Annotated in this window: 27 protein-coding genes; 22 read left to right on the top strand and 5 right to left on the bottom strand. The window is 65.2% G+C overall.

Translation table 11 applies throughout. The annotated features are described in order from the left end of the window. The first annotated feature begins 5 nt into the window (after positions 1-5). The 7 genes from CH266_RS07035 (at position 6) to CH266_RS07005 (ending at position 6976) form a co-directional block, all read left to right on the top strand. A complete protein-coding gene (locus tag CH266_RS07035; RefSeq protein WP_032381364.1) occupies positions 6-431 on the top strand; it encodes a (deoxy)nucleoside triphosphate pyrophosphohydrolase in 426 nt (141 codons plus the stop codon). A gap of 317 nt (positions 432-748) precedes the next feature. Beyond that, a complete protein-coding gene (typA, locus tag CH266_RS07025) occupies positions 749-2686 on the top strand; it encodes a translational GTPase TypA (protein ID WP_032365354.1) in 1938 nt (645 codons plus the stop codon). 103 nt (positions 2687-2789) lie between these two features. Continuing rightward, positions 2790-4571 carry an ABC transporter family substrate-binding protein gene (locus CH266_RS07020; RefSeq protein WP_094715011.1) on the top strand — a complete coding sequence of 594 codons (1782 nt, stop codon included), beginning with the start codon at positions 2790-2792 and terminating at the stop codon, positions 4569-4571. Next, positions 4568-5251: a haloacid dehalogenase type II gene (locus tag CH266_RS07015; protein WP_255175861.1), complete on the top strand. Its 684-nt coding sequence runs from the start codon at positions 4568-4570 to the stop codon at positions 5249-5251. Before CH266_RS07020 ends, CH266_RS07015 begins: the two co-directional genes overlap by 4 nt. 106 nt (positions 5252-5357) lie before the next feature. Further along, the gene (mshB, locus tag CH266_RS07010; protein WP_032400274.1) at positions 5358-6251 is read left to right on the top strand and encodes an N-acetyl-1-D-myo-inositol-2-amino-2-deoxy-alpha-D-glucopyranoside deacetylase; all 894 of its coding nucleotides are present in this window, start codon (positions 5358-5360) and stop codon (positions 6249-6251) included. Between the two features lie 27 nt (positions 6252-6278). Then, positions 6279-6437: a hypothetical protein gene (locus tag CH266_RS25345; RefSeq protein WP_008714214.1), complete on the top strand. Its 159-nt coding sequence runs from the start codon at positions 6279-6281 to the stop codon at positions 6435-6437. Positions 6438-6523: 86 nt separating this feature from the next. Next, positions 6524-6976: a hypothetical protein gene (locus CH266_RS07005; protein WP_027498086.1), complete on the top strand. Its 453-nt coding sequence runs from the start codon at positions 6524-6526 to the stop codon at positions 6974-6976. On the opposite strand, the gene CH266_RS07000 is transcribed toward CH266_RS07005, so the two are convergent. From CH266_RS07000 to CH266_RS06990, 3 genes are read right to left on the bottom strand one after another with little or no spacing between them, the layout of a single operon-like run. Further along, entirely contained in the window at positions 6903-7604 is a 702-nt protein-coding gene (locus CH266_RS07000) for a uracil-DNA glycosylase (RefSeq protein WP_027498085.1), read from the bottom strand. The genes CH266_RS07005 and CH266_RS07000 overlap by 74 nt on opposite strands. 41 nt (positions 7605-7645) lie before the next feature. After that, positions 7646-9163, bottom strand: a complete 1518-nt coding sequence (locus tag CH266_RS06995; protein ID WP_027498084.1) for a PH domain-containing protein — start codon at positions 9161-9163, stop codon at positions 7646-7648. Continuing rightward, positions 9160-9639 (bottom strand): PH domain-containing protein, encoded by a 480-nt coding sequence (locus tag CH266_RS06990; RefSeq protein WP_032369653.1) that lies wholly within the window; start codon positions 9637-9639, stop codon positions 9160-9162. Before CH266_RS06990 ends, CH266_RS06995 begins: the two co-directional genes overlap by 4 nt. 134 nt (positions 9640-9773) lie before the next feature. On the opposite strand from CH266_RS06990, the gene CH266_RS06985 reads away from it, so the two are divergent. The 5 genes from CH266_RS06985 to CH266_RS06965 all read left to right on the top strand — a co-directional run bounded on the left by CH266_RS06985 (position 9774) and on the right by CH266_RS06965 (position 15531). After that, complete coding sequence (locus CH266_RS06985; protein WP_255175860.1) at positions 9774-12314, top strand: bifunctional FO biosynthesis protein CofGH; 2541 nt, start codon at positions 9774-9776, stop codon at positions 12312-12314. Between the two features lie 36 nt (positions 12315-12350). Next, on the top strand, positions 12351-13106 hold the full coding sequence (locus CH266_RS06980; protein WP_094715209.1) for a hypothetical protein: 756 nt from the start codon (positions 12351-12353) through the stop codon (positions 13104-13106). 114 nt (positions 13107-13220) lie between these two features. After that, positions 13221-13544: a ferredoxin gene (gene fdxA / locus CH266_RS06975; protein ID WP_027498080.1), complete on the top strand. Its 324-nt coding sequence runs from the start codon at positions 13221-13223 to the stop codon at positions 13542-13544. Positions 13545-13548: 4 nt separating this feature from the next. Further along, entirely contained in the window at positions 13549-14652 is a 1104-nt protein-coding gene (dapC, locus tag CH266_RS06970) for a succinyldiaminopimelate transaminase (RefSeq protein WP_094715009.1), read from the top strand. 261 nt (positions 14653-14913) lie between these two features. After that, the gene (locus tag CH266_RS06965) at positions 14914-15531 is read left to right on the top strand and encodes a LysE family translocator (protein WP_027498078.1); all 618 of its coding nucleotides are present in this window, start codon (positions 14914-14916) and stop codon (positions 15529-15531) included. Positions 15532-15544: 13 nt separating this feature from the next. Here CH266_RS06965 and CH266_RS06960 read toward each other — a convergent pair whose 3' ends face one another. Beyond that, entirely contained in the window at positions 15545-15967 is a 423-nt protein-coding gene (locus CH266_RS06960) for a hypothetical protein (protein WP_027498077.1), read from the bottom strand. A gap of 17 nt (positions 15968-15984) precedes the next feature. Here CH266_RS06960 and CH266_RS06955 point away from each other — a divergent pair, with 17 nt between their 5' ends. The 5 genes from CH266_RS06955 (at position 15985) to CH266_RS06930 (ending at position 20580) form a co-directional block, all read left to right on the top strand. Beyond that, positions 15985-17385 carry an acyl-CoA synthetase gene (locus tag CH266_RS06955; RefSeq protein ID WP_176457030.1) on the top strand — a complete coding sequence of 467 codons (1401 nt, stop codon included), beginning with the start codon at positions 15985-15987 and terminating at the stop codon, positions 17383-17385. 47 nt (positions 17386-17432) lie between these two features. Next, positions 17433-18092 (top strand): SDR family NAD(P)-dependent oxidoreductase, encoded by a 660-nt coding sequence (locus tag CH266_RS06950; protein WP_094715007.1) that lies wholly within the window; start codon positions 17433-17435, stop codon positions 18090-18092. 190 nt (positions 18093-18282) lie between these two features. Next, on the top strand, positions 18283-18795 hold the full coding sequence (locus CH266_RS06940; protein ID WP_094715006.1) for an OsmC family protein: 513 nt from the start codon (positions 18283-18285) through the stop codon (positions 18793-18795). Between the two features lie 4 nt (positions 18796-18799). Then, positions 18800-20098: an O-acetylhomoserine aminocarboxypropyltransferase/cysteine synthase family protein gene (locus CH266_RS06935; RefSeq protein ID WP_094715005.1), complete on the top strand. Its 1299-nt coding sequence runs from the start codon at positions 18800-18802 to the stop codon at positions 20096-20098. After that, positions 20095-20580, top strand: coding sequence for a CoA-binding protein (locus tag CH266_RS06930; RefSeq protein ID WP_032383857.1), 486 nt, complete (start codon positions 20095-20097; stop codon positions 20578-20580). Before CH266_RS06935 ends, CH266_RS06930 begins: the two co-directional genes overlap by 4 nt. Positions 20581-20583: 3 nt before the next feature. On the opposite strand, the gene CH266_RS06925 is transcribed toward CH266_RS06930, so the two are convergent. Continuing rightward, positions 20584-21345 carry an SDR family NAD(P)-dependent oxidoreductase gene (locus CH266_RS06925; RefSeq protein ID WP_255175859.1) on the bottom strand — a complete coding sequence of 254 codons (762 nt, stop codon included), beginning with the start codon at positions 21343-21345 and terminating at the stop codon, positions 20584-20586. Between the two features lie 61 nt (positions 21346-21406). On the opposite strand from CH266_RS06925, the gene CH266_RS06920 reads away from it, so the two are divergent. The 5 genes from CH266_RS06920 to CH266_RS06900 form a co-directional block, all read left to right on the top strand. Then, positions 21407-21991: a TetR/AcrR family transcriptional regulator gene (locus CH266_RS06920; protein WP_032369641.1), complete on the top strand. Its 585-nt coding sequence runs from the start codon at positions 21407-21409 to the stop codon at positions 21989-21991. A gap of 203 nt (positions 21992-22194) precedes the next feature. Further along, a complete protein-coding gene (locus CH266_RS06915) occupies positions 22195-22626 on the top strand; it encodes a DUF1810 domain-containing protein (protein ID WP_027498069.1) in 432 nt (143 codons plus the stop codon). A gap of 10 nt (positions 22627-22636) precedes the next feature. Continuing rightward, positions 22637-23092 carry a 6,7-dimethyl-8-ribityllumazine synthase gene (locus CH266_RS06910; protein ID WP_094622649.1) on the top strand — a complete coding sequence of 152 codons (456 nt, stop codon included), beginning with the start codon at positions 22637-22639 and terminating at the stop codon, positions 23090-23092. 28 nt (positions 23093-23120) lie between these two features. Next, positions 23121-23489 (top strand): nuclear transport factor 2 family protein, encoded by a 369-nt coding sequence (locus tag CH266_RS06905; protein WP_255175858.1) that lies wholly within the window; start codon positions 23121-23123, stop codon positions 23487-23489. 117 nt (positions 23490-23606) lie between these two features. Continuing rightward, on the top strand, positions 23607-23918 hold a 312-nt coding region (locus CH266_RS06900; RefSeq protein ID WP_141214507.1), incomplete at its 3' end, for a DUF222 domain-containing protein.

The raw sequence follows: 23918 nt of genomic DNA, 5'->3' as shown, positions 1-23918 counted from the left end.
GTGGCATGTCCGGTACCCCTACCGCTGTGGTTGTCGCGGCCGCGTTGATCGACGACGGTCGTCTGCTGCTCGCGCAACGAACTCGTCCGCCGGAGTTGGCCGGTCGGTGGGAGCTGCCCGGCGGCAAGGTGGAGCCGGGGGAGTCCGAGGACGCCGCACTGGCTCGCGAACTGCGCGAGGAACTGGGGGTCGAGTGTTCGATCGGTGCCGCGCTCAGTGGAGACGTCGAGCTTTCCGGTGGCATGGTGTTGCGGGCCTACCGAGCCTCGATCGTCTCGGGAACCCCTGCGCCGCTGGAGCATTCGGCTCTACGGTGGGTCGATGCCGCGACGCTGCCGACGGTGGATCTGGTCGATGCGGACCGACTCTGGCTGCCGGACCTACAGGAAATTCTGCTCACTTCGCCCGAGCGGTCTTCAGACCTTTCTTGAGGTCTTTCTTGGTCGCGCCCGCAGATTCCAACTTCTTCATTCGCATGATCACGACGGGGCATTTGATGCAACGAACTTTCTTGCGGCAGCATTTTTTCTTGGGCTTCATCCCCGAGACATCTGCGGCCTTTATCTTGCCCATGGGCACCAAGACTAATGGGTGGCGCAGGTCACAGACCTGAGGGTGGCGCGGGGCACTGCCGGACTACGGGTAAACTCGATCAGTCGCGAGAACCTCGCGGTGCAGCGCGCTTCTCTAGCGACATAAGCCCGCTAGCGAACAAGAGCCCGCATTCGACTCCAGGAGAATTTTTCGCGTGAGCGCCCCAAGCAGTGCAGACAACATCGACAGCACCACTACTTTTCGCAACGTCGCCATCGTTGCACACGTCGACCATGGCAAGACCACCCTGGTCGACGCCATGCTTCGGCAGTCCGGCGCGTTCGAGGAACGTGCCGAAGCGATCGACCGCGTCATGGACTCGGGTGACCTCGAAAAAGAAAAAGGCATCACGATCCTGGCCAAGAACACGGCCGTTCACAAGCGCAATGCCGACGGCACCATCACCGTCATCAACGTGATCGACACCCCCGGCCACGCCGACTTCGGCGGAGAGGTCGAGCGCGGCCTGTCCATGGTCGACGGCGTCGTCCTCCTCGTCGACGCTTCCGAGGGCCCGCTGCCGCAGACCCGTTTCGTGCTGCGCAAGGCGCTCGCCGCGTCGTTGCCGGTGATCCTGGTCGTCAACAAGACCGACCGTCCCGACGCGCGTATCGAAGAGGTCGTCTCGGAGAGCCACGATCTGCTGCTCGACCTCGCGTCCGATCTCGACGACGAAGCGTCCGAGGCAGCCGAGCTCGCCCTCGACCTCCCCGTGCTCTACGCCTCCGGCCGTGAGGGCAAGGCCTCGAAGGTCCAGCCCCAGAACGGACACGCTCCCGACGCCGAGAACCTCGACGAGCTGTTCGAGGTTCTGCTCAGCTACGTCCCCGCGCCCAAGGGCAACGTCGACGCGCCGCTGCAGGCACACGTCACCAACCTCGACGCGTCGGCCTTCCTCGGCCGCCTCGCCCTGGTTCGTATCCACAACGGCCAGCTCTCCAAGGGCCAGACCGTCAGCTGGATGCGTGAGGTCGACGGCGAGCCCGTCGTCCAGAAGGCCAAGATCACCGAGCTGCTCAACACCATCGGCGTCGAGCGCGTTCCCGGCGAGAAGGGTGTCGCAGGAGACATCGTCGCCGTCGCGGGCTTCCCGGACATCATGATCGGCGACACCCTCGCCGATCTGGAGAACCCGGTCGCTCTGCCTCGCATCACCGTCGACCAGCCGGCCATCTCGGTCACCATCGGCACCAACACGAGCCCGCTCGTCGGACGCGTCAGCGGCCACAAGCTCACCTCGCGCATGGTCAAGAGCCGCCTCGACCAGGAGCTCATCGGTAACGTCTCGCTCAAGGTCCTCGACATCGGTCGCCCCGATGCCTGGGAGGTCCAGGGTCGTGGAGAGCTCGCGCTCGCCATCCTCGTCGAGCAGATGCGTCGTGAAGGCTTCGAGCTCACCGTCGGCAAGCCCCAGGTGGTCACCCAGCAGGTCGACGGCAAGCTGCACGAGCCCTTCGAAGAGCTGATGGTCGACACACCGGAGGAATACCTCGGTGCAGTGACGCAGCTGCTCGCCGCACGCAAGGGCAAGATGGTCCAGATGACGAACCACGGCGCAGGCTGGGTTCGCATGGAATTCATCGTTCCCTCGCGTGGCCTGATCGGTTTCCGCACCGAGTTCCTCACGGACACTCGCGGCACCGGCATCGCCAACGCCGTCTTCCACGGTTACGCGCCGTGGGCCGGCGAGATCCGCGCCCGCCACACCGGCTCGCTCGTCTCGGACCGTCACGGCACCGTGACCCCGTTCGCGATGATCCAGCTGGCCGACCGCGGCACGTTCTTCGTCGAGCCGGGCGCAGACACGTACGAGGGCATGGTCGTGGGCATCAACCCGCGTCAGGAAGACCTCGACATCAACGTCACTCGCGAGAAGAAGCTGACCAACATGCGTCAGTCCTCCGCCGACGTCATGGAGACCCTGGCCAAGCCGAAGAAGCTGGACCTGGAAATGGCCATGGAGTTCTGTGCAGGCGACGAGTGCGTCGAGGTGACCCCCGAGGTCGTCCGCGTCCGCAAGGTGCACCTCGATTCCAACGAGCGCGCCCGTGAGCGTTCGCGCAGCAAGACGCGCGACAAGGCTGCTCTGTAAGACAGATCCTGTACGGCAGAAGCGACGTGTCACCATCGTGGGACGTCGCTTCTGCCGTACCTGTAGCCGATCACGAAGGAGATCCTCGTTGCGTAACGTACTGATGCCGGTGGTGCTGGCCTCCGCCACTGCCCTGGTACTCACCGCATGCACCGCGGATCCACCGCCACCGATCGAGAGCGTCGAAACTCCGGTCACCACGACGACCGTGCCGTCGAAGACCGGCGACCCCGTAGTCGTGGCGATCGACGACGTGGGCATCGGGTTCAACCCACACCTGCTGGCCGACCAGTCGCCCGCCACCGCCGCGGTCAGTTCGCTCGTGCTGCCCAGTCCGTTCCGTCCCACCCTGAACCCCGACACCGACGTGACCACGTGGGAGCCGGACCTGTCGCTGTTGATCTCCGCCGAAGTGACCTCTCAGTCTCCGTTCACCATCCGGTACCAGCTACGCAACGAGGCCCAGTGGTCCGACAGCGCACCGATTGCGGCCGAGGACTTCCGGTACCTCTGGCAGCAGATGATCACGCAGCCGGGCGTCGTCGATCCGGCCGGCTACGCACTGATCAGCGATGTTGCCTCTTCGGGAGGCGGCAAGACCGTCGACGTCACCCTCGAGTCGCCGTATCCGGCGTGGCAGCGATTGTTCGCCGACCTCGTGCCCTCCCACCTGCTCAAGGATTCGCCCGGCGGCTTCGAGGGTGGCCTCACCGACAATGTGCCGGTCTCCGGTTCGCGGTTCAACATCAAGACCGTCGACCAGGGCCGGGACGAGATTCTGCTGGAACGCAACGATCGCTTCTGGGACCAACCCGCCTCGCCCGACCAGATCCTCATTCGGCGCGGAGGCACCCCCGCACAGTTGGCTGATTCGTTGCGGTCGAGTGATGCGCAGATCGCACAGGTTCGGGGTGGGTCTGCGACGCGCGCGCAACTCTCGGCAATTCCCGGGGTCCGCACCGACACGATCCATCAATCGCGAGTGTTGTCGATGACCGTGAACGGCCGGGCACCGAATATGTCGGAGTCGCTTGTGCGGCAGGGGATCATGGGTCTGCTGGACCCGAACCTGCTGGCCACGGTCGGGGCCGGCGGAGGGGCGACGGATCGCCGAGCAGCAGCGCAGTTGTCGTCGCCGTCGGACCCCGGTTACACCGCGACCGCACCCGCCCCGATCGGCAGAACCGCGGCCCTCGACCTGCTTCGCCGCGCCGGCTTCGTTCCGACACCCGACGCGATCGTGACCTCGACGCCGAGCGCGGGCGCATCCACGACCTCTGCTGCGCCGCCGACCACCAGCGCGCCGACCACGAGCGCGCCGGCTCCCGGAGTACCCCGACTCGCAGACGCCGGCGGTACCGCGCTGCGATTCGTCATCGGTGCCGTCGAGAACGACGACATCGCACTGGCCGTGGCCGGCACCGCCGCGGACGAGCTCGTCAGTGCGGGTATCGACGCGACCGTCACTCCGCTGCCCGCGGACGAGTTGTACTCGACGGCGCTGACCGACGGCGGCGTCGACGCCGTGGTCGGGTGGACCAGTGCGGGCGTGGACCCGGCAACGGCCCTGGCCTCGCGCTTCGGCTGTGTTGTCGAGCCGGCTCCGGGGAGCAGCGGCAGCGTGGACGCCCCGCGCAATCTGTCCGGTCTGTGTGTTCCGGAATTGCAGCCGACGATCGACCGCGCCCTGGTAACCGGCGTCGATGCGACGATCGTTGCCGAGGAGATCGAGCCCAAGCTGTGGTCTCTGGCGTCGACGCTGCCGATCATGCAGGACCAGTCCGTGGTGGCTGCGGTGCCGGGTATCACCGGCGTCTCGCTGACCGGGCCGGTGGAGGTCGGCATCTTCGCCGATGCCGCGAAGTGGATCCGGACGGTCCGGTGAACACCGTGCGCTTGCCTCGGGTGATCATCTTCGACGTGAACGAGACCCTGTCCGATATGGCTCCCATGGCGGCGCGATTCGCCGACGTCGGAGCGCCGGAACACCTGTTCCCGACGTGGTTCGCAGGAGTGCTGCGGGACGGGTTCGCGCTCGCGGTCGCAGCTACCGCTCGGCCGTTCGCCGAGGTCGGTTCCGGTGTGCTCGAGGCGTTGCTGTCCGATGCCGCGATCGATCGCCGGTTGGACGATGCTGTGGACCACATCATGGCCGGTTTCGCCGAGCTCGAGGTACATCCCGATGTGGTCGACGGAGTGAATGCTCTTGCAGCGCAAGGCATTCGGATGATCACCCTCAGTAACGGGTCCGCGTCGCTCGCGCAGTCTCTGCTCGAACGAGCCGGCGTGCGGAGTGCTTTCGAGTTGCTGCTCTCGGTCGAGGACGCCGGACGGTGGAAGCCGCACGCCGATGCCTACTGCTACGCGTTGGAGCAGTGCGGTATCGAACCCGGCGACGCGATGCTGGTGGCCGTGCACCCCTGGGATATCGACGGTGCGCACCGGGCAGGCCTGTCGACGGCGTGGCTCGATCGCGAGAACCGTCCTTATCCCGACCATTTCGTGCCTGCCGATGTGACAGCGCAGTCGTTACCGGATGTGGCGCGAATGCTCGGCGAGCGATGAACGGCTGCCCGACCCAGAGACCGAAACAAACGATGACACAGCGAGTAGCGAGCGACGAGGCATGACGGAACAGGTTGTGACAGAGCAGGTTGTGACAGAACAAGCGATGACGCAGCCGCAGCGGTTGCTGCTGGTCCATGCGCACCCGGACGACGAGAGCATCACCACCGGCGGGACCATCGCCCATTACGTGCGCGCGGGCGTCGACGTCACCGTGCTGACGTGCTCGCTCGGTGAAGAGGGTGAGGTGATCGGCGATACGTGGGCCGATCTCGTGGTCGACCGAGCCGATCAGCTCGGTGGCTACCGAATTCTGGAACTGCATCGCGCACTCGCGGCGTTGGGCTGCAACCCTCCCCGCTTTCTCGGTGGTGCCGGCCGCTGGCGAGATTCTGGAATGGCCGGAACCCCGGCTGCTCTCAAACCGCGCGCATTCGTCAACGCAGACCGGCAGGAGGCTCTCGGGGCGCTCGTGTCGGTCATGCGCGAACTCAGGCCTCAGGTCGTCGTCGGCTACGACCCGGAGGGTGGCTACGGCCACCCCGATCATCAGCAGGTCCACTCCCTGGTGACCGAGGCGGTCGAGGTCTGTGGAACCGACGCCCATCCCGCGGCCGGAGCTCCGTGGGAGGTGGCGAAGTTCTACTGGACCGTCACCGGCCGCGATCAACTGGACGCGGGACTCCGGGCGATCGCCGATATCCCCGAGGGGTGGCGCATGCCCCTCGACGGCGAGTTGCCGAGTGTGGCCGAGGACATGATCACCACCAGCATCGATGTCCGCGGTGTGCTCGACGCGAAGACCGACGCGTTGCGTGCGCACGCAACTCAGGTGACGGTTGCGCCCTCGGGTGCCGAGTACGCACTCTCCAACGACATCGTTCAGCCGATCCTGCTCGACGAGCAGTACGTACTCGTGCGGGGCGTGCTCGGCTCCGACGGGGCGGGCAGGGAGAACGACTTGTTCGCGGGCGTACTAGGCTGTGTTCCGAATCACTGATCTCATGACAACAGGGGCGGAACACACATGTACAACTGGGTAGTGCAGGACGCAATCGTCGCGTTCGTCGATTCTCTCAAGCCGCAGTTCGGCGCACAGGCAGATCTGTACCAGTACGTTCTGGGTCAGATCGCCATGGGTGCGAGCAACTTGCTCACCTCGCTGGGCTATCCGCCGGTTTCCTGAGTGCCGGTGCCCGGTTTTTCGAATGCGATGCCCGGTTTTCGAATGCGGTGCACTGAAACGACCCGGGCCAAGGCAGTATTGGGCGCATGATCTCGAAGGCCGCATCCAATACTGTCGCCCTGGTGTCGTGGGCGACGGTCGCAGTACTGGTGTTCGACGGCTTCCTGTCCGGAATCCTGTCGGTCTTCTTTCTCCCGACCTACGTGGGGTCGGTGCAGTTTCCCATCAGCGCGTTGCTCGGGGGCATCGCGAACGTCGCTCTGGTTCTGGCCGCGCGTAAGGTCGCCGAACGGCCGATCTGGGTGGCGTCGCCGCTGCTCGGATGGTTCGTCGCAGTAGTGCTGTGCATGTTCGGCGGCCCCGGCAACGATGTTCTGCTGCTGGCCGACTGGCGCACGATGCTGCTCATCGTGGCCGGTGCCGGGCCGGCGGGTGTGCTGCTGTTCATGTTCAGAATGAAAGCCATCACAGCAAGCGTGCGTGCCGACCCGCATTCCGGAGCACGTCCTCGATCATCGTCGGAGTCAGCAGTCCGGTGAATGTGTTTCGCTGACTGACGTGGTAGCTGGCGAACACGGTGATCGAGCCCAGATCGAGCTGCACGCCGTGACCGAATTTCGGTGCAGGCCTGGGTATTTCCCACCCGTTCGCGGCGAGAATCGGTAGCAGCGACTGCCAACCGAACGCCCCGAGCACGAGAATCGACTTCAGTCGCGGACGCAGCAAGCGCAATTCGTCGTCGAGCCAGGGGCGACACCGATCGCGCTCGGCGGGAGTCGGCTTGTTCTGCGGCGGAGCGCAGTGCACGGGGGCTGCAATACGAACTCCGTTGAGCGTCAGCCCGTCGCCGATGTGCGTCGCGGTCGGTTGGCTGGCGAGCCCGACGGCATGCATGGCTCGGTAGAGCACGTCTCCGCTGCGGTCCCCGGTGAACATCCGACCGGTGCGATTGCCGCCGTGGGCGGCCGGGGCGAGTCCGACGATCAACATCGACGCATCGGCCGGGCCGAAACTGGGAACGGCTCGCCCCCAATACGTTTCGTTGGCAAACGCGGCGCGCTTCTCGGCAGCGACCTGTTCGCGCCACTGCACCAGCCGTGGACAGGCGCGACACTGGGACACCGCCAGGTCGAGCTGCGCAATGGTCTGCGGGCGCTCCTTCTTCATCGGCTCCTTCTTTACCGGCTGCGTCTTCACGTGCTGCGTCTTTACGTGCTGCGTCGAAGCCAGACGTCCCCGGCACCCGGTGTGACGGCGTCGATCATGGCCCACGCGTTCTCGATGGGTATGTCGACCACCTCGTAGCGTCCGACGCCCGCCGGTGTCGCTGCCACGACGGTGCCCACGCCGGCGCGACGTTGGAAGAACGTCTGCCGCACCGTCCAACCGATGATGCCGCCGGCTTCGAGGCTGTGCCGGGTGCGGTCGAGCGATCCGTGCTGGGTGATCAGCCAGCCGGGCAGGACGGCGTGCCCGAGGCCGCGGTAGCGGTCGTGAGCGAGTCCGACGGCGGCCACGAACAGCACGGCCACGGCGATCCAGGCGAGGATCGGGATCGGTGCGCCGAGAGACTGCGCAATTCCCAGTCCGGCCGCGACGACGAGCAGCGGTAGAACCGCCCGGGTGTAGCGGCGTCGCCGCGCGGCAGGTCCGTGCTGCAGAAGCGGGCGGTCGGCATTGCCGTGCATGCCTGCATCGCCGAGCACCGTGGTCATCATGCGCAGCGCCTCGGCCCGCGGAGCCTGGGGAAGCAGTAGCGACGATTCCTTCTTCTCGGCGCTCACTCCGGTCATGATGGCGTCGAGTCGGGCCCCGCCGACCGACCTCAGTAGTAGAGGCAGCGACAGAGAAGTGCCGCGCAGTCTCTTGCGGTCGAGGGTCGACTGACGGGTGCGGAGCAGCCCGTGGCTGACGTGCAACGTGCGGCCCTGGTCGGTGACGGTCAGGTTGCCGTAGGTGATCAGGTATCGAACGCAGGCGAAGATGCTGGACACCACGAGGAGCACAATCAGTGCGAGGACGACGAACAGGGCGATGCCGAACCGTTGCGCCGATTCGACGCTGTTCGAGACCACCGACGTCTCCGCCAACGTTTGTCCGATGCCGTACTGGAACAGCACGCCCACTGCCGCGGCGATGGTGACGATGCCGGTGATGGAGAACGGCGCGAACCGCACCCACGAGAATTGCCAGTGTGCAATCTCGACCCCGGGATCGGCTGCGGCAACGGGCATTCCGTCGCTCGGCGTTGTTCGGCCCGACACTCGCTGCAGCAGTTCGCCGCGAAGCTCCGGCACCAGTGACGTGTCGAGGGCGTTGAGCTCGAAAGCCTCGCCTTTGCCCGCCTGCTGTCCGGTCCCGATGCGGAGAATGGACAGGCCGAGCACCCGGTGCAGTACATTCGCTTCCACGTCGACCGACCGAATCCTGTTGCGCGGAATGGACAGTACTTTCTTCTGCAGTACGCCGGTGCGCAGTTGTACGTGCACCGGCCCGATCCGGTAGCTGGTGGTGAACCAGCGCGCAATCGCGAACACGACGACGACCGCGAGGATGCCCAGACTCCAGTAGTGATTACCGCTCTGACTGCCGACGAAGAACGAGATCAGCAGTACCGGCAGGATCTTGATGCCCTCGTTCACCGGATGCACCAACAACATTCGCTTGTCCAGGCGCAACCACGGCTGCTCCTCTTCGACTGCCAGCAACTCCGCCTGATCGGTCATGTGGCATCTCCGACGGTGCGGCCGGCGATATCGGTCAGTCGCGTGACGGTCTCGTCCGCAACGGCCTGATCGAGTGCGGTGATCTTCACCGCGCCCGCCGACGATGCCGTCGTCACAGTGACCGTCGCCAACCCGAGCAGGCGATCGAGTGGTCCGCGCTCGGTGTCGACGGTCTGCACCCGCGAGATGGGGGCGATGCGTCGTTCTTGGCTGAGCCAACCGGTGCGGGTGTACACGGCGGTGTCGCTGATCTCCCAGCGGTGCACCCGGTAACGCCACTGCGGCACGATCGCGAGGTGCAGTGCGGTCAGCACGACCGATACGACGAGGACGGTGACATGAAGCCAGGACGTCCGGTTCGAGTCGACGAAAAACCAGACGATCTGAGCGATGAACACCGGTAGCCACAGCAGTCCGGCGCTCAGTGTCCAGAGCAGACGCGCACGGGGAGAAGGCTGCCACTGTGGGTCTGTCATCGTTGTCACGGTACAAACCTAGCGCTGCCCCGTCGTGCGCGTTGTGTGCCCTTCCGGGTACGCAAAACGCGCACAAGGGCCGCAGGCCCACCCGCGGGTGGCACGTGCGTACCAAGAAGGCGCATGATCGACGGGTGACTTCGCAGCCTGATACCGCTCCAGCCGCCTCCGCCATGCGCCGCGTCCTGCGTCGCGCCCGCGACGGGGTGTCGCTGAACGTCGACGAGGCAACCGTCTTGCTGCACGCTCGCGGTGACGACCTCGTGGATCTGATGGCGTCGGCGTCCCGGGTTCGCGATGCCGGGTTGGAGTCGGCGGGCCGGCCGAAGACCGTGTCGTATTCGCGCAAGGTGTTCGTGCCCATCACTCGGTTGTGCCGCGACAAGTGCCACTACTGCACGTTCGTCACGGTGCCGGGCAAGCTCAATGCGGCCGGGCACGGGATGTTCATGGATCCCGACGAAATAATCGACGTCGCCCGCAAGGGTGCCGAGTTGGGCTGCAAGGAGGCGCTGTTCACGCTCGGCGACAGGCCGGAGGAGCGGTGGCCCGAGGCCAAGGCGTGGCTCGATTCACGCGGCTACGACTCGACTCTGGACTACGTGCGCGCGATGTCGATCAGGGTGCTCGAGGAGACCGGCCTGCTGCCGCACCTCAATCCCGGAGTGATGTCTTGGCAGGAACTCTCGCGCCTCAAGCCGGTGGCCCCCTCGATGGGCATGATGCTCGAGACCACCTCGCGTCGGCTGTTCGAGGAGAAGGGGCAGGCGCATTACGGCAGTCCCGACAAGGATCCCGAGGTTCGGCTGCGCACGCTGACCGACGCGGGCCGGCTCAACATTCCCTTCACGACGGGCATCCTCGTCGGTATCGGTGAGACGTTGCGGGACAGGGCCGAGTCCATCATGGCAATTCGTAAGGTGCACAAGTCTTTCGGTCATGTGCAAGAGATCATCGTGCAGAACTTCCTGGCCAAGTCCGATACCGCGATGCGGTCGGTGCCCGACGCCGGTCTCGAAGAATTCCTGGCGACCATCGCGGTGACGCGCATGGTGGTCGGTCCGTCGATGCGAATTCAGGCCCCGCCGAACCTCGTCGCAGCGGAGGAGACCGCCGCGTTGCTCGGCGCAGGCGTCGACGATTGGGGCGGTGTCTCGCCGCTGACTCCCGACCACGTCAATCCCGAGCGGCCCTGGCCGAACCTCGACACTCTCGCCGAGTTGTCGGCGGCCGCCGGTTACACGCTCGTGGAACGTACTGCCGCGCAGCCGCAGTACGTGTTGGCCGGTGCACCGTGGATCGACCCGCGAATCTCGGCACACGTGCGGGCAGTGGCCGACCCGGAGACCGGGATGGCACGCGAGGGCGTCAACCCGACCGGTCTGCCGTGGCAGGAGCCCGACGAGGAATGGGAGTCCTCGGGACGGGTGGATCTGAACACCGAGATCGACACCGAGGGCCGCAACACCGAGACGCGCTCGGATCTGGCGAACGCGTTCGGCGACTGGGATTCCATTCGTGAGCAGGTGCGCGATCTGGCCGGTCTCGAACGAGTCGACCGCGACCTGGTGTCGGCATTGACAGCAGCGGAGAAGGACCCGGCCGGTCTGTCGGAGGAGCAGTACCTGGCACTGGCGACGGCCGAAGGCCCCGGCATGGACGCCGTTGCCGCGCTCGCCGACGATCTGCGTAAGCAGGTCAACGGGGACACCGTCACCTACGTGGTGAACCGGAACATCAACTTCACCAACATCTGCTACACCGGATGCCGTTTCTGCGCGTTCGCGCAGCGCAAGGGCGACGCCGACGCGTTCACGCTGTCCACCACCGAAGTCGCCGACCGTGCGTGGGAAGCGCACGTCGTCGGGGCCACCGAGGTGTGCATGCAGGGCGGCATCGACCCCGAACTGCCGGTGACGGGATACGCCGATCTGGTCCGTGCGGTCAAGGCGAAAGTGCCGTCGATGCACGTGCACGCGTTCTCGCCGATGGAGATCGTCAACGGGTCCTCCCGCGGCGGCCAGTCGATCCGCGAGTGGCTCACCGAGCTGCGGGCCGCCGGCCTGGACTCGATTCCGGGTACCGCCGCAGAGATTCTCGACGACGAGGTGCGGTGGGTGCTCACCAAGGGCAAGCTGCCCGCCGCCGAGTGGATCGAAGTGATCACCACCGCGCACGAGGTGGGCCTGCGATCGAGCTCGACGATGATGTACGGCCACGTCGACAATCCGTCGCACTGGGTCGGGCACCTGAACGTTCTCAAGAAGATCCAGGACAAGACCGGTGGATTCACCGAGTTCGTGCCGCTGCCGTTCGTGCACCAGTCGTCGCCGCTGTATCTGGCGGGTGCCTCGCGTCCCGGCCCGACCAATCGGGACAACCGTGCGGTGCATGCTCTGGCCAGGATCATGCTGCACGGCCGTATCGACAACATTCAGACGTCATGGGTGAAATTGGGAATCACGGGTACACAGGCGATGCTGAACGGAGGCGCGAACGATCTGGGCGGGACCCTGATGGAAGAGACGATCTCGCGCATGGCGGGTTCGCAGAACGGTTCGGAGAAGACCGTCGCGGAACTGCACGAGATCGCCGACGGCATCGGACGACCGGTTCGTCAGCGCACCACCACGTACGGCCCGGCACCGGCGGTGTCGGTCGCCGGCCTGATCTGACCTACAGGTCTTTACCCGAAACGGAGTATGCCCGACATGGACGACCGTCGAGTCGCCGCGGTACTGAGCAGTGCCGTCGCCATCATTCATCCCGTGCTCGACATCCTGGCCACGCGTGACCCGATCGGACTGAAAGGACGGACGTTCCGCGAGTCCTCCGCGGACGATTCGACCCTCGACAACGTCATCGACTTCCTGGCCAAGGCGTTCGACACCACCGACTTCCCGGGCACCGCCGGCTGGGAGAAGCTCGACAGTGATGCTCGTTCGCAGTGGTGGGTCAATCGCATCGGAGCTCTCAACACCGTCGCCGTCGCCTTCCCCGGCGTCTTCGGCATCCTGGTCAACCGTCTGCCGATCCAGGATCTGCTCGGGTTCGCCAACCAGGCGATGGTGCTCGTCGCCGTGGCTCGCGAATCCGGAGTGACCGACCGCGAGACGCATGTGGCGCTGCTCGGGTCGGTGCTGTGCAAGCGTGACCTGACGTCCTTGGCTGACAGCGCTTCTGCGAAGAAGGAAGAATCGCCGAAATCCGGCCCGTTCGCACTGCTGCGCGGAATGTGGCAGATCGCCAACGTGCTGCGTGACGTGGCAGGCGAGTTGGAGAAGCGCCCGCATCCACGCGGGTTCTATCGGGTACTCGGAGCCATCCCGCTCGTCGGTGGCGTCGCCGGATATCTCGGTGAGCGGGGCGCGCTGTCGCGCGCTGCCAAGCAGGGACGCAAGTGGCTCGCCGCCCACAAGACGGCGTCGGCATCGGTGACCCAGCCCGCGAAGCAGCTCCGGCGATAGCAGGCCGGAGCAGGTGAGGTCACCCTGGTCGGATTGTCCCAGGTTCGGACCGCGATACTAGGATGCTGAGGGCGCGAGAGCGCCCACGATCTATACAAGGAGGGGAGAGCAGCAGTGACCTACTCGATTGCAGAACCGTGCGTAGATGTACTGGACAAAGCGTGCATCGAAGAGTGCCCGGTGGATTGCATCTACGAGGGTAACCGAATGCTGTACATCCACCCCGACGAATGCGTCGACTGCGGAGCCTGCGAACCCGTGTGCCCCGTCGAGGCCATCTTCTACGAAGACGACGTGCCCGAGCAGTGGAGTGCATACGTCAGCGCCAACGTCGATTTCTTCGACGATCTCGGATCTCCGGGTGGCGCAGCGAAACTCGGCAAGACCGACTACGACCCGCCGTTCATCAAGGCTCTGCCTCCCATGGGCGAGAACTGACGCCTTGGCACGCAGAGCGGTGGCAGCGACGCTGCCCGACTTTCCGTGGGACTCGCTGACCGCTGCCAAGGAGAAGGCGTCGGCGCACCCGGACGGCATCGTGAATCTGTCCGTCGGCACGCCCGTCGACCCGGTCGCCGAGGTAATTCGGGTTGCGTTGAACTCGGTGGCCGACGAGCCCGGTTACCCGACGACCGTCGGTACCGCCGCGCTGCGGGAGGCCGCGGTAGCGTCGCTCGAACGTCGCTACTCGATCACCGGTATCTCGACCGACGCGGTGCTTCCTGCCATCGGCACCAAAGAAATGATCGCCTGGTTGCCGAGTCTGCTGGGTCTGGGTGCCGATGATCTGGTCGTCATCCCCGAACTGGCGTATCCCACATACGAAGTGGGTGCGCTGCTCGCCGGTGCACGAATTCTTCGTGCAGACGGACTGAATCGTCTCGGCCCCGAACGCGCCTCGCTGATCTTCGTCAACTCGCCGTCCAATCCGACCGGCAAGGTGCTCGGTATCGACCACCTTCGCAAGGTCGTGGATTGGGCACGAGAGCGCGACGCCATCGTCGTATCCGACGAGTGCTACCTGGGGCTGACCTGGGAAGCCGAAGCGGTCTCGGTGCTAGACCCGCGCGTCTGCGACGGCGATCACACCAATCTCCTTGCAGTGCATTCACTTTCGAAGACCTCGAATCTGGCCAGCTACCGCGCCGGTTTCGTCACCGGCGACGCTTCCCTGATCGCCGAATTGCTCGAGGTTCGCAAGCACGCAGGGATGATGGTGCCGCTCCCTATTCAGGCGGCCATGACCGCGGCCCTGGCCGACGACGAGCACGAGAACATCCAGCGAGAGCGATACCGCGCCCGTCGAACGACTTTGAAGTCTGCCGTCGAGGCAGCCGGATTCCGCGTCGACCACTCGGAGGCCGGGTTGTACCTGTGGGCCACCCGCGACGAGCCATGCCGCGACACCGTCGACTGGCTCGCCGAACGCGGGATCCTCGCCGCACCGGGAGAGTTCTACGGACCGAACGGTGGCAAACACGTCCGCATCGCACTCACGGCCACGGACGAACGTATCGAGGCTGCGGCGGCCCGCCTGCGCGGTTAGCCGAGCTTCCTGGTGCGCTGAGTGTTGTAGTGCGCTGAGTGTCCACTATTGAGCCTGGCGATCGGGATCCCGTCGCTCGACTCGAATTGTGGACACTCACCTCAGTTGGCTTCGGCCCCGCTGACGCCGCTGAAGCGTGTGAGCTCGAGGTGCGCTGAGTGTCCACTATTCGGCCCGATCGACGGGATCCCGGTTCTCGATACGAATAGTGGACACTGAGCTCAGTTGGCCCCTGGTCGGATCGGGTGTTCTCATGTACCCATGACCCTCAGCCTGCTGCTCAGCTTCGCCGGTGTGTGCTTTCTGCTGGCGATTCTGCCCGGGCCGGATTCGTTTCTGGTGCTCCGCTACAGCATCGGCGGCCTCAAGCCAGGCGTCGCTGCGGCGATGGGTGTCGCGATCGGCGGACTGTTCTGGGCCGTGCTGGTCGCCGTCGGGTTGGCGGCGATCGTCGAGCAATCCGCGACGGCATACCGCGTCGTCAAAGTTCTGGGTGGGTTGTACCTGCTGTATCTGGGCGTGAAGGCTTTTCGAGCCCGCCGGAAGAACAAGGTGGCAGGCGAGCCGTTGGTCCCGGTGGCGGCATCCGCATGGTCGGCGTTCGGTGCCGGAGTTCTCTCGTGCGCGCTCAACCCGAAGGTCGGACTGTTCTACCTAGCGGTGGTGCCGCAGTTCCTCACTGTGGTCACGTTCACCGGTGCCATGACGCTCGGGCTGGTCGAGGTGGTTGTCGCTGCCGTGGTGATGGGAGTGTTCTCCGTTCTCGCCTCACGCGCTGTGACGCTGCTGCGTAAACCGGCCGTGACCGACTGGCTGGACCGCATCAGCGCTGGATTCCTCGTCGCCCTCGGAATCGGAACGGTGGCGTCTTCGGCCTAGTTGCGGTGGACCGTCAGTCGAGGTCCGGCTCGCCGACGTCCCATCCGCCGCGCCTGATGCGCAGGATGTAGACCAATTCGTTGCTGCCGAAGGCTTCGACGGTGGTGAACCGCTTCGGTTCGGCGTTGACCTCGGGGTTGCGCGCGTGCGCCTCCTCGTAGAGCTGAGTAGCTCGGAGGTCGGCCAACTCCACTCGCGTCCAGAAATCGTCGGACTGCACCGAGTAGACCAGTCGCGGCGCTCCGTCACTGACGTGCGCGAGGTCGATGTCCTCGTCGTCGGAGTCCTCGTCCTCGAGATCCAGGTCGAGGTCGTCTTCGGAATCGACGTCCTGTTCGGCGTCGGTTCCGATCAGATAGACACCCGCCTGCAGGTCACCGGCGGCGACCGTCATGTACTCGGCGTAGTCGCCGGTGTCGATTCCGTCCACGTCCATGTCTGTACGGTAGCCATGTGCTGCTTCGTTCACTGAACCCACTCGCCGTTGCGCGGGGAGACGATATTCCCGACGCCGTCACCATCGACGGCATCTCGCTCTCTCGTGCCGACATCCTGGGAGCGGCGACTTCCGTAGCCGAGCGCATCGGCCGGGCAGATCGGCTCGCCATCCACGCGACGCCGTCGGTGAAAACGGTGCTCGCCGTCATCGGTGCGTTGATTGCCGGCGTCACCGTTGTTCCCGTCCCACCGGATGCAGGCTCGGCCGAACGTGAGCACATCCTCCGTGATTCGGGTGCGCAGGCGTGGCTCGGCGAAGCGCCGCCGGACACCGCGGGTCTGACGGTTCTGCCGGTGCGTCAGCACGCACGGTCGTGGCACAGCTACCCCGAGCCGCAGCCGTCGTCGATCGCGTTCGTGCTCTACACCTCCGGCACCACAGGCCCACCGAAAGGTGTGCTGATTTCTCGCAGCGCCATCGCGGCCGGGCTCGACGCGTTGGCGCAGGCCTGGAACTGGACGTGGAAAGACACTCTGGTGCACGGTCTCCCGCTGTTTCACGTGCACGGACTGATTCTCGGGTTGCTCGGCCCACTGCGAGTCGGCAGCCCGCTGATCCACACCGGCAAACCGACTCCCGAGCTCTATGCGGCAGCGCGGGGTTCTCTGTATTTCGGGGTGCCGACCGTATGGTCGCGCGTCGCCGCGGATGAGACGTCCGCCCGCGCCCTGGCCCACGCCCGACTATTGGTGTCCGGCAGTGCGCCGCTCCCGGTTCCGGTGTTCGAGAAGCTGCGTGAGTTCACCGGTCAGGCTCCGATCGAGCGGTACGGCATGAGCGAAACCCTCATCACCATCAGCACCCGCGCCGACGGTGAACGTCGACCGGGATCGGTGGGACTGCCCGTCGCAGGCGTCGAAACCCGACTGCTGGGCGAGAAGGGCGACATCCTGCCGCACGACGGCGAATCCATCGGCGCATTGCAGATCCGCTGCCCCATGCTGTTCGACGGCTACCTGAACAACCCCGAGGCGACGGCGAAGACCTACACCGAGGACGGGTGGTTCGACACCGGAGACGTCGCGCTCATCGAGCCCGACGGGTTCCACCGCATCGTCGGGCGAGCCTCGACCGACCTGATCAAGTCCGGCGGCTATCGCGTCGGCGCGGGGGAGATCGAGACCGTGCTGCTGGGGCACCCGAGCGTGGACGAGGTGGCCGTCGTCGGCCTGCCGGACGACGATCTGGGTCAACGCATCGTGGCGTTCGTCGTCGGTACCGAGGTCGAGGACCGAGTGCTCATCGACCTGGTGGCCACCGAATTGTCGATCCACAAGCGGCCCCGGGAGATTCGCGTCGTCGACTCGCTGCCGCGCAATGCGATGGGCAAGGTGCAGAAGAAGCTCCTCGGCTGACTCCGCGTTGTGAGCGCGGGTCGGGAGAAACGCGCTAGCTTCGAGTCATGAACCTCGACGGCGCACGCATTCTCGTATTCGGTGCCAGTGGCGGACTCGGCGGCCCGATCGTCGAGCAACTCGCCCAGGCCGGCGCGCGGCTGACCGTCAGCGGACGCAGCCTCGAGTCCTCGGAGCAGCACGCGGTCAATGCCGATCTGACGCTGCCGGATTCGGCTCGATCGGTAGTCGCGGAGGCCGTCGAACACCACGGCGGTCTCGACGGGATCGTGATCGCGGCCGGTGTGGTGGCGTTCGGTCCGGTCACCGAGGTCGACGACGACACCGTCGACGAGCTGCTGCTGCTCAACTACCTGGCACCGCTGCGCATCATGCGTGAAGCGCTGACCACTCTGGATCAGGGTGGATTCGTGCTCAACATCAGTGCGGTGGTCGCAGACAAGCCGATGCCCAACATGGGTGCCTACTCGGCGAGCAAGGCCGCGGCGAGTGCGCTGCTGAAAAGTGTTCGCACAGAGGCACGGAAGTCGAAGATCCGTATCGTCGACGTGCGCCCTCCGCACACCGAGACGGGGCTGGCGACGCGGCCGATCGCCGGGCAGGCACCGAAACTACCGCAGGGCCTGACGCCGGAGTCAGTGGCAGCACGGATCGTCGCCGCGATCACCGACGACGAAACCGACGTCGGCGCAGACCAGTTCTCTTAGGCTATTGTCGGCACCGTGACCGAGACACATGTGACCGACGCGGGCAGAAGGCTCGTACGTCGTCGCACCATCGATCTGTGCCTGGTCTGCACTTCTTCCTGTTCGTAACTGTCGATCGAACCCAGCCCCGACGAGCTCCACACGCTCCTCGGGTCGTTCCGGCAACCTTTTTCGACGAACAGGATCACTCATGACCACATCTGTCTCCCATCTCGGTGGCGTCATCGCTGCCACCGACGACGCAGTACGCGCGGACGCGAAGAACGCTCACGCTGTATTCCGTGCCTCCGTCACCGCGCACGATGCCGTCGCCAGCACCGTCACACTCGGCAAGTTCAGCGTCGAGGTCGACGAGCCGCCGGCCCTCGGCGGAGAGAACACGGCCGCCAATCCCGTGGAGTACTACCTCGCGTCGCTGCTGTCCTGCCAGGTGGTCACCTACCGCGTCTGGGCCGAGAAGCTCGGTATCGTCGTCGACGACATCAAGGCGAAGGCCGAGGGCGACCTCGACGTACGTGGCTTCTTCGGTTTCGACGACGACGTGCGGCCGGGATTCGGTGAGGTGCGCGTCGTCGTGACGGTCGCCGGGCCCGAGACCCGTGAGCGGTACGAGGAATTGCAGCAGGCCGTGGACGATCACTGCCCGGTACTGGATCTCACGCGTAACCCCACGCCGATCCACACCGTCCTCGAAACGGCCTGACGTCATGAGCGAGCGAACATTCGGCCTGCGTACCAGAGCAATTCACGCCGGCGCGCGGCCCGACTCGGCAACCGGTTCGCGTGCGGTGCCGATCTATCAAACGGCGAGCTACGTGTTCGAGGATTCTGCTGACGCAGGGGATCTGTTCGCTCTGCAGAAGTACGGCAACGTCTACAGCCGCATCGGTAACCCGACGGTCGCCGCCTTCGAGGAGCGCATCGCGAGCCTCGAAGGCGGCATCGGGGCGGTCGCGTTCGCCAGCGGGCTCGCGGCCGAGTTCGCGGTGTTCGCCGCGCTGGCCGGCACCGGTGATCACATCGTCGCGGCAGCCGGACTCTACGGCGGAACCGTGACGCAACTCGACGTGACACTGCGGCGCTTCGGCGTCGAGACCACCTTCGTTCCCGGCACGGACCCGGCCGATTATGCGGCGGCGGTAACAGATTCGACCAAGTTGATCTACGCGGAGGTCATCGGAAACCCCTCCGGTGAGATCGCCGATCTCGAGGGTCTCGCCGCGGTCGCGCACGATCATGGGATCCCGCTGGTGGTCGACGCGACGATGGCAACACCGTGGCTGAGCCGGCCGATCGAGTTCGGAGTCGACATCGTCATCCACTCGGCAACGAAGTTCCTCGGCGGTCACGGCTCCACGCTCGGCGGCGTCGTGGTGGAATCCGGTCGATTCGATTGGGGCCGAGGCAAGTTCCCGCAGATGACCGAGCCGGTGGCCTCGTACGGCGGCCTGTCGTGGTGGGGCAACTTCGGGGAGTACGGATTTCTCACCAAACTGCGCAGTGAGCAACTGCGCGACATCGGTGCAGCACTGGCTCCGCACTCTGCCTTCACGCTGATCCAGGGCGTCGAGACGTTGCCGCAGCGCATGGACGCGCACCTGGCCAATGCGCGCGTCGTCGCCGAGTGGCTCGAGGCGGACCCACGCATCGAGTACGTGAGATGGGCTGGACTGCAGAGTCATTCGCACCACGATCGCGCCGCGAAATATCTGCCCTCGGGTCCGGGCGCGGTGTTCGCATTCGGCATCGAAGGTGGTCGGGACGCCGGCCGTACGTTTGTCGAGAGCGTCCAGGTGGCCAGCCACGTCGCGAACATCGGCGACGTACGTACCCTGGTCATCCATCCGGCCAGCACCACCCACCGACAGCTCAGCGATGATCAACTGGCCGGCGCGGGGGTGGGGCCCGAACTCATTCGGATCAGTGTCGGCCTCGAAGACGGTGAGGACCTGCTGTGGGATCTCGATCAGGCCTTGACGCTGGCAACCGGGAAGGCGCGGTCATGAGCGAACGAACCTGGCAGGGACCCTCCGCTCAGGACCGTCAGCGGATCATGCGTGAGACGAAAACCGTCGCGATCGTCGGTGCGTCCAAGAACCCTTCGCGAGCAAGCTATTTCGTCAATCGGTATCTGTCCTCGACAAGCAACTACGAAATATTTCTCGTCAATCCGACGGTCTCGGACATCGAAGGAACGACCGTCTATCCGACTCTCGCGGATCTACCGAAGAGTCCGGACCTGGTCGACGTCTTTCGCAAGTACGACGATCTCCCGGAGGTGTTGAGCGAAACCATTGCCGCGCAGGCGAAGACGATCTGGTTGCAGCTCGGGTTGTGGCACGAGCAGGTGGCCCACGACGCCGAGGCGGCGGGACTGAACGTCGTCATGGACCGGTGCCTCAAGATCGAACACGCCCGCTTCCACGGCGGACTGCATTTGGCCGGATTCGACACGGGGGTAATCGATTCGCGTCGAACGCGGGGTTAGAGGTCAGGCCTTCAGTAGGCGACCGCTGATCAATGCGGCCAACGAGCGTGGCGCGAGACGCACACTGCCGGCGCTGATCTTGTTGGACAGACCGGACACGACGCTGGCAGGGGTACGGCGAGAGTCCAAGGCGCGCATGGCCGTCGAGACCACCTGCTCGGAGGTCTGGAAGTTGCCCACTGCGGCATCCTCGGATCCGACGACGTCGAAGAACTCGGTGCGCGTCGGGCCGGGGGAGAGAGCGAGGATCTTCAGCGGTGACGTGCGGTACTCGTAGGCGAGCGCCTCGGTGAAGTTCAGTACGAACGCCTTCGTCGCCCCGTATACCGCCATGTTCGGAGTGGGCTGATACGCAGCGGTACTCGCGATGTTGATCAACGCGCCGGTCAGATTCGGCAGAAACGCATGTGTCAGATCCACCAGCGCGCTGACGTTCAATGCGATTTCCGACGCCACCCGCGCCGGATCCTCGTCGCGAAAGCGCCCGTGGGTCCCGAATCCTGCATTGTTGACCAGCGTGGTGGGTGTTACCCCTTTGTCGGCCAACGCCTTTCGTAGTGACTCGCCGATGCCCGGCACGCCCAGGTCCATGGCGACGGCGGTCGCGGTGACGCCATGGTCTGCTTCGATGCGGCGGGCAAGTGTCTCGAGTCGGTCCGCCCGTCGTGCCACGAGGACGACGTTCTCGCCGCGTGCGGCAAAGCGATGTGCGAATTCCTCGCCGAGGCCGGAGCTCGCCCCGGTGATGAGTGCTGTGGATGTCATGCGAGCAAATGTAGGCACTGTCATCATTGTTGTCAACGCCAACATCGCCTAGGGTGAGTCCATGGCAACGGAGCGCTACCACCACGGTGATCTGCGCGCGGTGCTCCTGGAGGAGGCCGAGCAGAGCATCGCCCGCGACGGCGTGGATGCGCTGTCGCTGCGGCAGTTGGCCCGAGACGTGGGTGTCAGTCACGCAGCCCCCGCGCGCCACTTCCGCGACAAGCAAGCACTGCTGGATGCGTTGGCGCTGCACGGCTTTCAGGAAATGAATCGGCGAATGGTCGACGCGGCCACCGGTCCGGGAGAGCTGCTGGCCAAGTTTCGTGGTGTCGCCCGCGCCTACCTGGGTTTTGCCGTCGAACACCCGCAGCTCTTGGACGTCATGTACAGCACCAAGCATCACCCCGAGGCCAGCGAACAACTCAAAGACGTTGCGCACGAAAGCATGGCGGCGACGGAATCCTTGCTGCACGCTGCGATGGACGCGGGAGTCATCACCGAAGCATCGCCTGCCGTCCTCGCCCGCGTCGCGTTCGCGAGCGTCCACGGACTCGCCGTGCTCGCCGCCGGCGACCTCCTCGACGGCATGCCTGCCGATGACCTGCTCGACGCCACGGTCGACACCCTGCTCCGCGGATTCACCTGACCGGGTCGTTCCGCAGGCTCCACTCTTGCCATCGGGTCGTTCCGCAGGCTCCACTCCCACCCGTCCGAGTCGTTCCGCAGGCTCCACTCCTGCCATCGGGGCATTCCGCGGGCTCCACTCCTGCCATCGGGTCATTCCGCGGGCTCCACTCCTGCCATCGGGTCATTCCGCGGGCTCCACTCCTGTGTCGCTAAGTTGTCGGTATGACCGAATACGACCTGCAACGCTTCGTCGACGCCCAGGATCCCGTCTGGAACGTCGTGGTCAAGGAGTTGAAGGCAGGCCGGAAGCAGACGCACTGGATGTGGTTCGTGTTTCCGCAGTTGGCCGGCCTGGGCCGCAGTGCCACCGCTCAGCACTTCGGCATCGCAGACCTGACCGAGGCCGAGCTGTACCTGTCCCACGAAGTTCTCGGGCCACGCCTGAAGAAAGCCGCGCAGCTCACTCTTGCGATCGAGGGCAGTACGGTCGACGAGATCTTCGGTTACCCGGACAATCTGAAGCTGCACTCGTCCATGACGCTTTTCGCCGAAGCTACCAAGGGACAGTCCGTTTTCGTCGAAGTGTTGCAGAAGTATTTCTCCGGCGAATTCGATGGCGCAACACTCGACTTGCTCGACGAGCGATACCGCTAGCATCGCATCCATGACCACTCCACTCGCCGGATCCATTGCCTTCGTCCATGCCGCCTGGCACCTGGACATCGTCGATCGTGCGCGGGTGGGTTTCTCCGCCGAACTCGAGCAGTTGGGCCATGCCGACACCGCGGTCGACGTCTTCGAGGTGCCCGGAGCATTCGAGATCCCGCTGCACGCGCAGCGGCTCGCCAGAACCGGAAAGTATGCGGCGATCGTCGCCGCAGCGCTCGTCGTGGACGGCGGAATCTACCGACACGACTTCGTCGAAACGGCGGTGATCGACGGGCTGATGCGGGTGCAGCTCGACACCGACGTCCCCGTGTTCTCGGTGGTTCTGACTCCTCATCACTTCCACGAACACGCCGATCACAACGCCTTCTTCACCGCGCACCTCGAAACCAAGGGTGCCGAGGCCGCGCGCGCCGTGGTCAAGACACTGGCTTCGCTCGGAACCATCGGCTGACGCTGCCGCAGGCAGACCGGTGGTCGACGTGCGATCCGTGCTCGCAGAGCTCGAACGGCGTGAACCCATATTTCACCGCCGTGAGTACGGCATCACGCGTGACGACTTCGATCGTCTGACCGATGTCGATTTCTGGGGGGTCGGCGCGTCCGGTACCCGATACGACCGTGACGAGGTGTGGGCCGTTCTCGAGAAGCGCTATCGGGAGGACCCGTTCGGCGACCGCGATATCGACTGGGAAGCCAGTGAATTCGAGGTCCGTGAGATCGCCTCGGACACGTACCTGTTGACGTACTCGCTGCTGCAGATGGACAGACGCACCCGGCGAGCGACACTCTGGCAGCGACGGGCAGGGGAGTGGACGATTCTGTATCACCAGGGGTCCCTCGTGCAGTAGGTCATCCCTCTTAGCATGTACCACCGACAGGTTCCGGCTCGCGAATCCTTATGCACAGCAATAGTTTTCGATTACACTATGGTTGCCAGTCGAACACTTGTTCGATATACTTGGTCCATGACGACGGAGATCTGGCAACTGAGCGAGGCAGAACTCCTCGCCGACGCTGCTGATGTCTCCCACAAGATCCAACTGTTGGAGGCCCGGCGGATCGCCCTCGTCGCCGACATCGACACCCGCGTCAGCCGGGAGAAGCTCGGCTTCCCCGGCCCCGCAGGGTGGCTGACCTCCACCACCCTCCTCACCCCGAGCAAAGCGAACAAGATCGTCGCCCTCGCTCGCGGGTTGAAGAACTTCCCCGACATCGCCGACGCCGTGAACACCGGCGTCATGTCCGTCGACCACGCCGCCCTGATCCTCACCTTCGCC

This window comes from Rhodococcus sp. 06-1474-1B (assembly GCF_002258885.1).
In the GTDB taxonomy this organism is placed as follows: Bacteria; Actinomycetota; Actinomycetes; order Mycobacteriales; family Mycobacteriaceae; genus Rhodococcoides; species Rhodococcoides fascians.
Note: the sequence above shows the minus strand (reverse complement) of the source record. Positions and strands in the feature narration are given on the sequence as shown.

Bases quoted from the DNA above. Each gene is read 5' to 3' on its own strand.
- CH266_RS25345 (WP_008714214.1), top strand. From the start codon at position 6,279: ATGTACAACTGGGTAGTGCAGGACGCAATCGTCGCGTTCGTCGATTCT.
- CH266_RS06910 (WP_094622649.1), top strand. From the start codon at position 22,637: ATGACCACTCCACTCGCCGGATCCATTGCCTTCGTCCATGCCGCCTGG.
- CH266_RS06995 (WP_027498084.1), bottom strand. From the start codon at position 9,163: ATGACCGATCAGGCGGAGTTGCTGGCAGTCGAAGAGGAGCAGCCGTGG.
- CH266_RS06940 (WP_094715006.1), top strand. From the start codon at position 18,283: ATGACCACATCTGTCTCCCATCTCGGTGGCGTCATCGCTGCCACCGAC.
- CH266_RS07005 (WP_027498086.1), top strand. From the start codon at position 6,524: ATGATCTCGAAGGCCGCATCCAATACTGTCGCCCTGGTGTCGTGGGCG.
- CH266_RS07000 (WP_027498085.1), bottom strand. From the start codon at position 7,604: ATGAAGAAGGAGCGCCCGCAGACCATTGCGCAGCTCGACCTGGCGGTG.
- CH266_RS06960 (WP_027498077.1), bottom strand. From the start codon at position 15,967: ATGGACGTGGACGGAATCGACACCGGCGACTACGCCGAGTACATGACG.
- CH266_RS06965 (WP_027498078.1), top strand. From the start codon at position 14,914: ATGACCCTCAGCCTGCTGCTCAGCTTCGCCGGTGTGTGCTTTCTGCTG.
- mshB (WP_032400274.1), top strand. From the start codon at position 5,358: ATGACGCAGCCGCAGCGGTTGCTGCTGGTCCATGCGCACCCGGACGAC.
- CH266_RS06915 (WP_027498069.1), top strand. From the start codon at position 22,195: ATGACCGAATACGACCTGCAACGCTTCGTCGACGCCCAGGATCCCGTC.
- CH266_RS06935 (WP_094715005.1), top strand. From the start codon at position 18,800: ATGAGCGAGCGAACATTCGGCCTGCGTACCAGAGCAATTCACGCCGGC.
- CH266_RS06930 (WP_032383857.1), top strand. From the start codon at position 20,095: ATGAGCGAACGAACCTGGCAGGGACCCTCCGCTCAGGACCGTCAGCGG.
- CH266_RS06980 (WP_094715209.1), top strand. From the start codon at position 12,351: ATGGACGACCGTCGAGTCGCCGCGGTACTGAGCAGTGCCGTCGCCATC.
- CH266_RS06925 (WP_255175859.1), bottom strand. From the start codon at position 21,345: ATGACATCCACAGCACTCATCACCGGGGCGAGCTCCGGCCTCGGCGAG.
- CH266_RS07020 (WP_094715011.1), top strand. From the start codon at position 2,790: ATGCCGGTGGTGCTGGCCTCCGCCACTGCCCTGGTACTCACCGCATGC.
- CH266_RS06950 (WP_094715007.1), top strand. From the start codon at position 17,433: ATGAACCTCGACGGCGCACGCATTCTCGTATTCGGTGCCAGTGGCGGA.
- CH266_RS07035 (WP_032381364.1), top strand. From the start codon at position 6: ATGTCCGGTACCCCTACCGCTGTGGTTGTCGCGGCCGCGTTGATCGAC.
- CH266_RS06990 (WP_032369653.1), bottom strand. From the start codon at position 9,639: ATGACAGACCCACAGTGGCAGCCTTCTCCCCGTGCGCGTCTGCTCTGG.
- CH266_RS06920 (WP_032369641.1), top strand. From the start codon at position 21,407: ATGGCAACGGAGCGCTACCACCACGGTGATCTGCGCGCGGTGCTCCTG.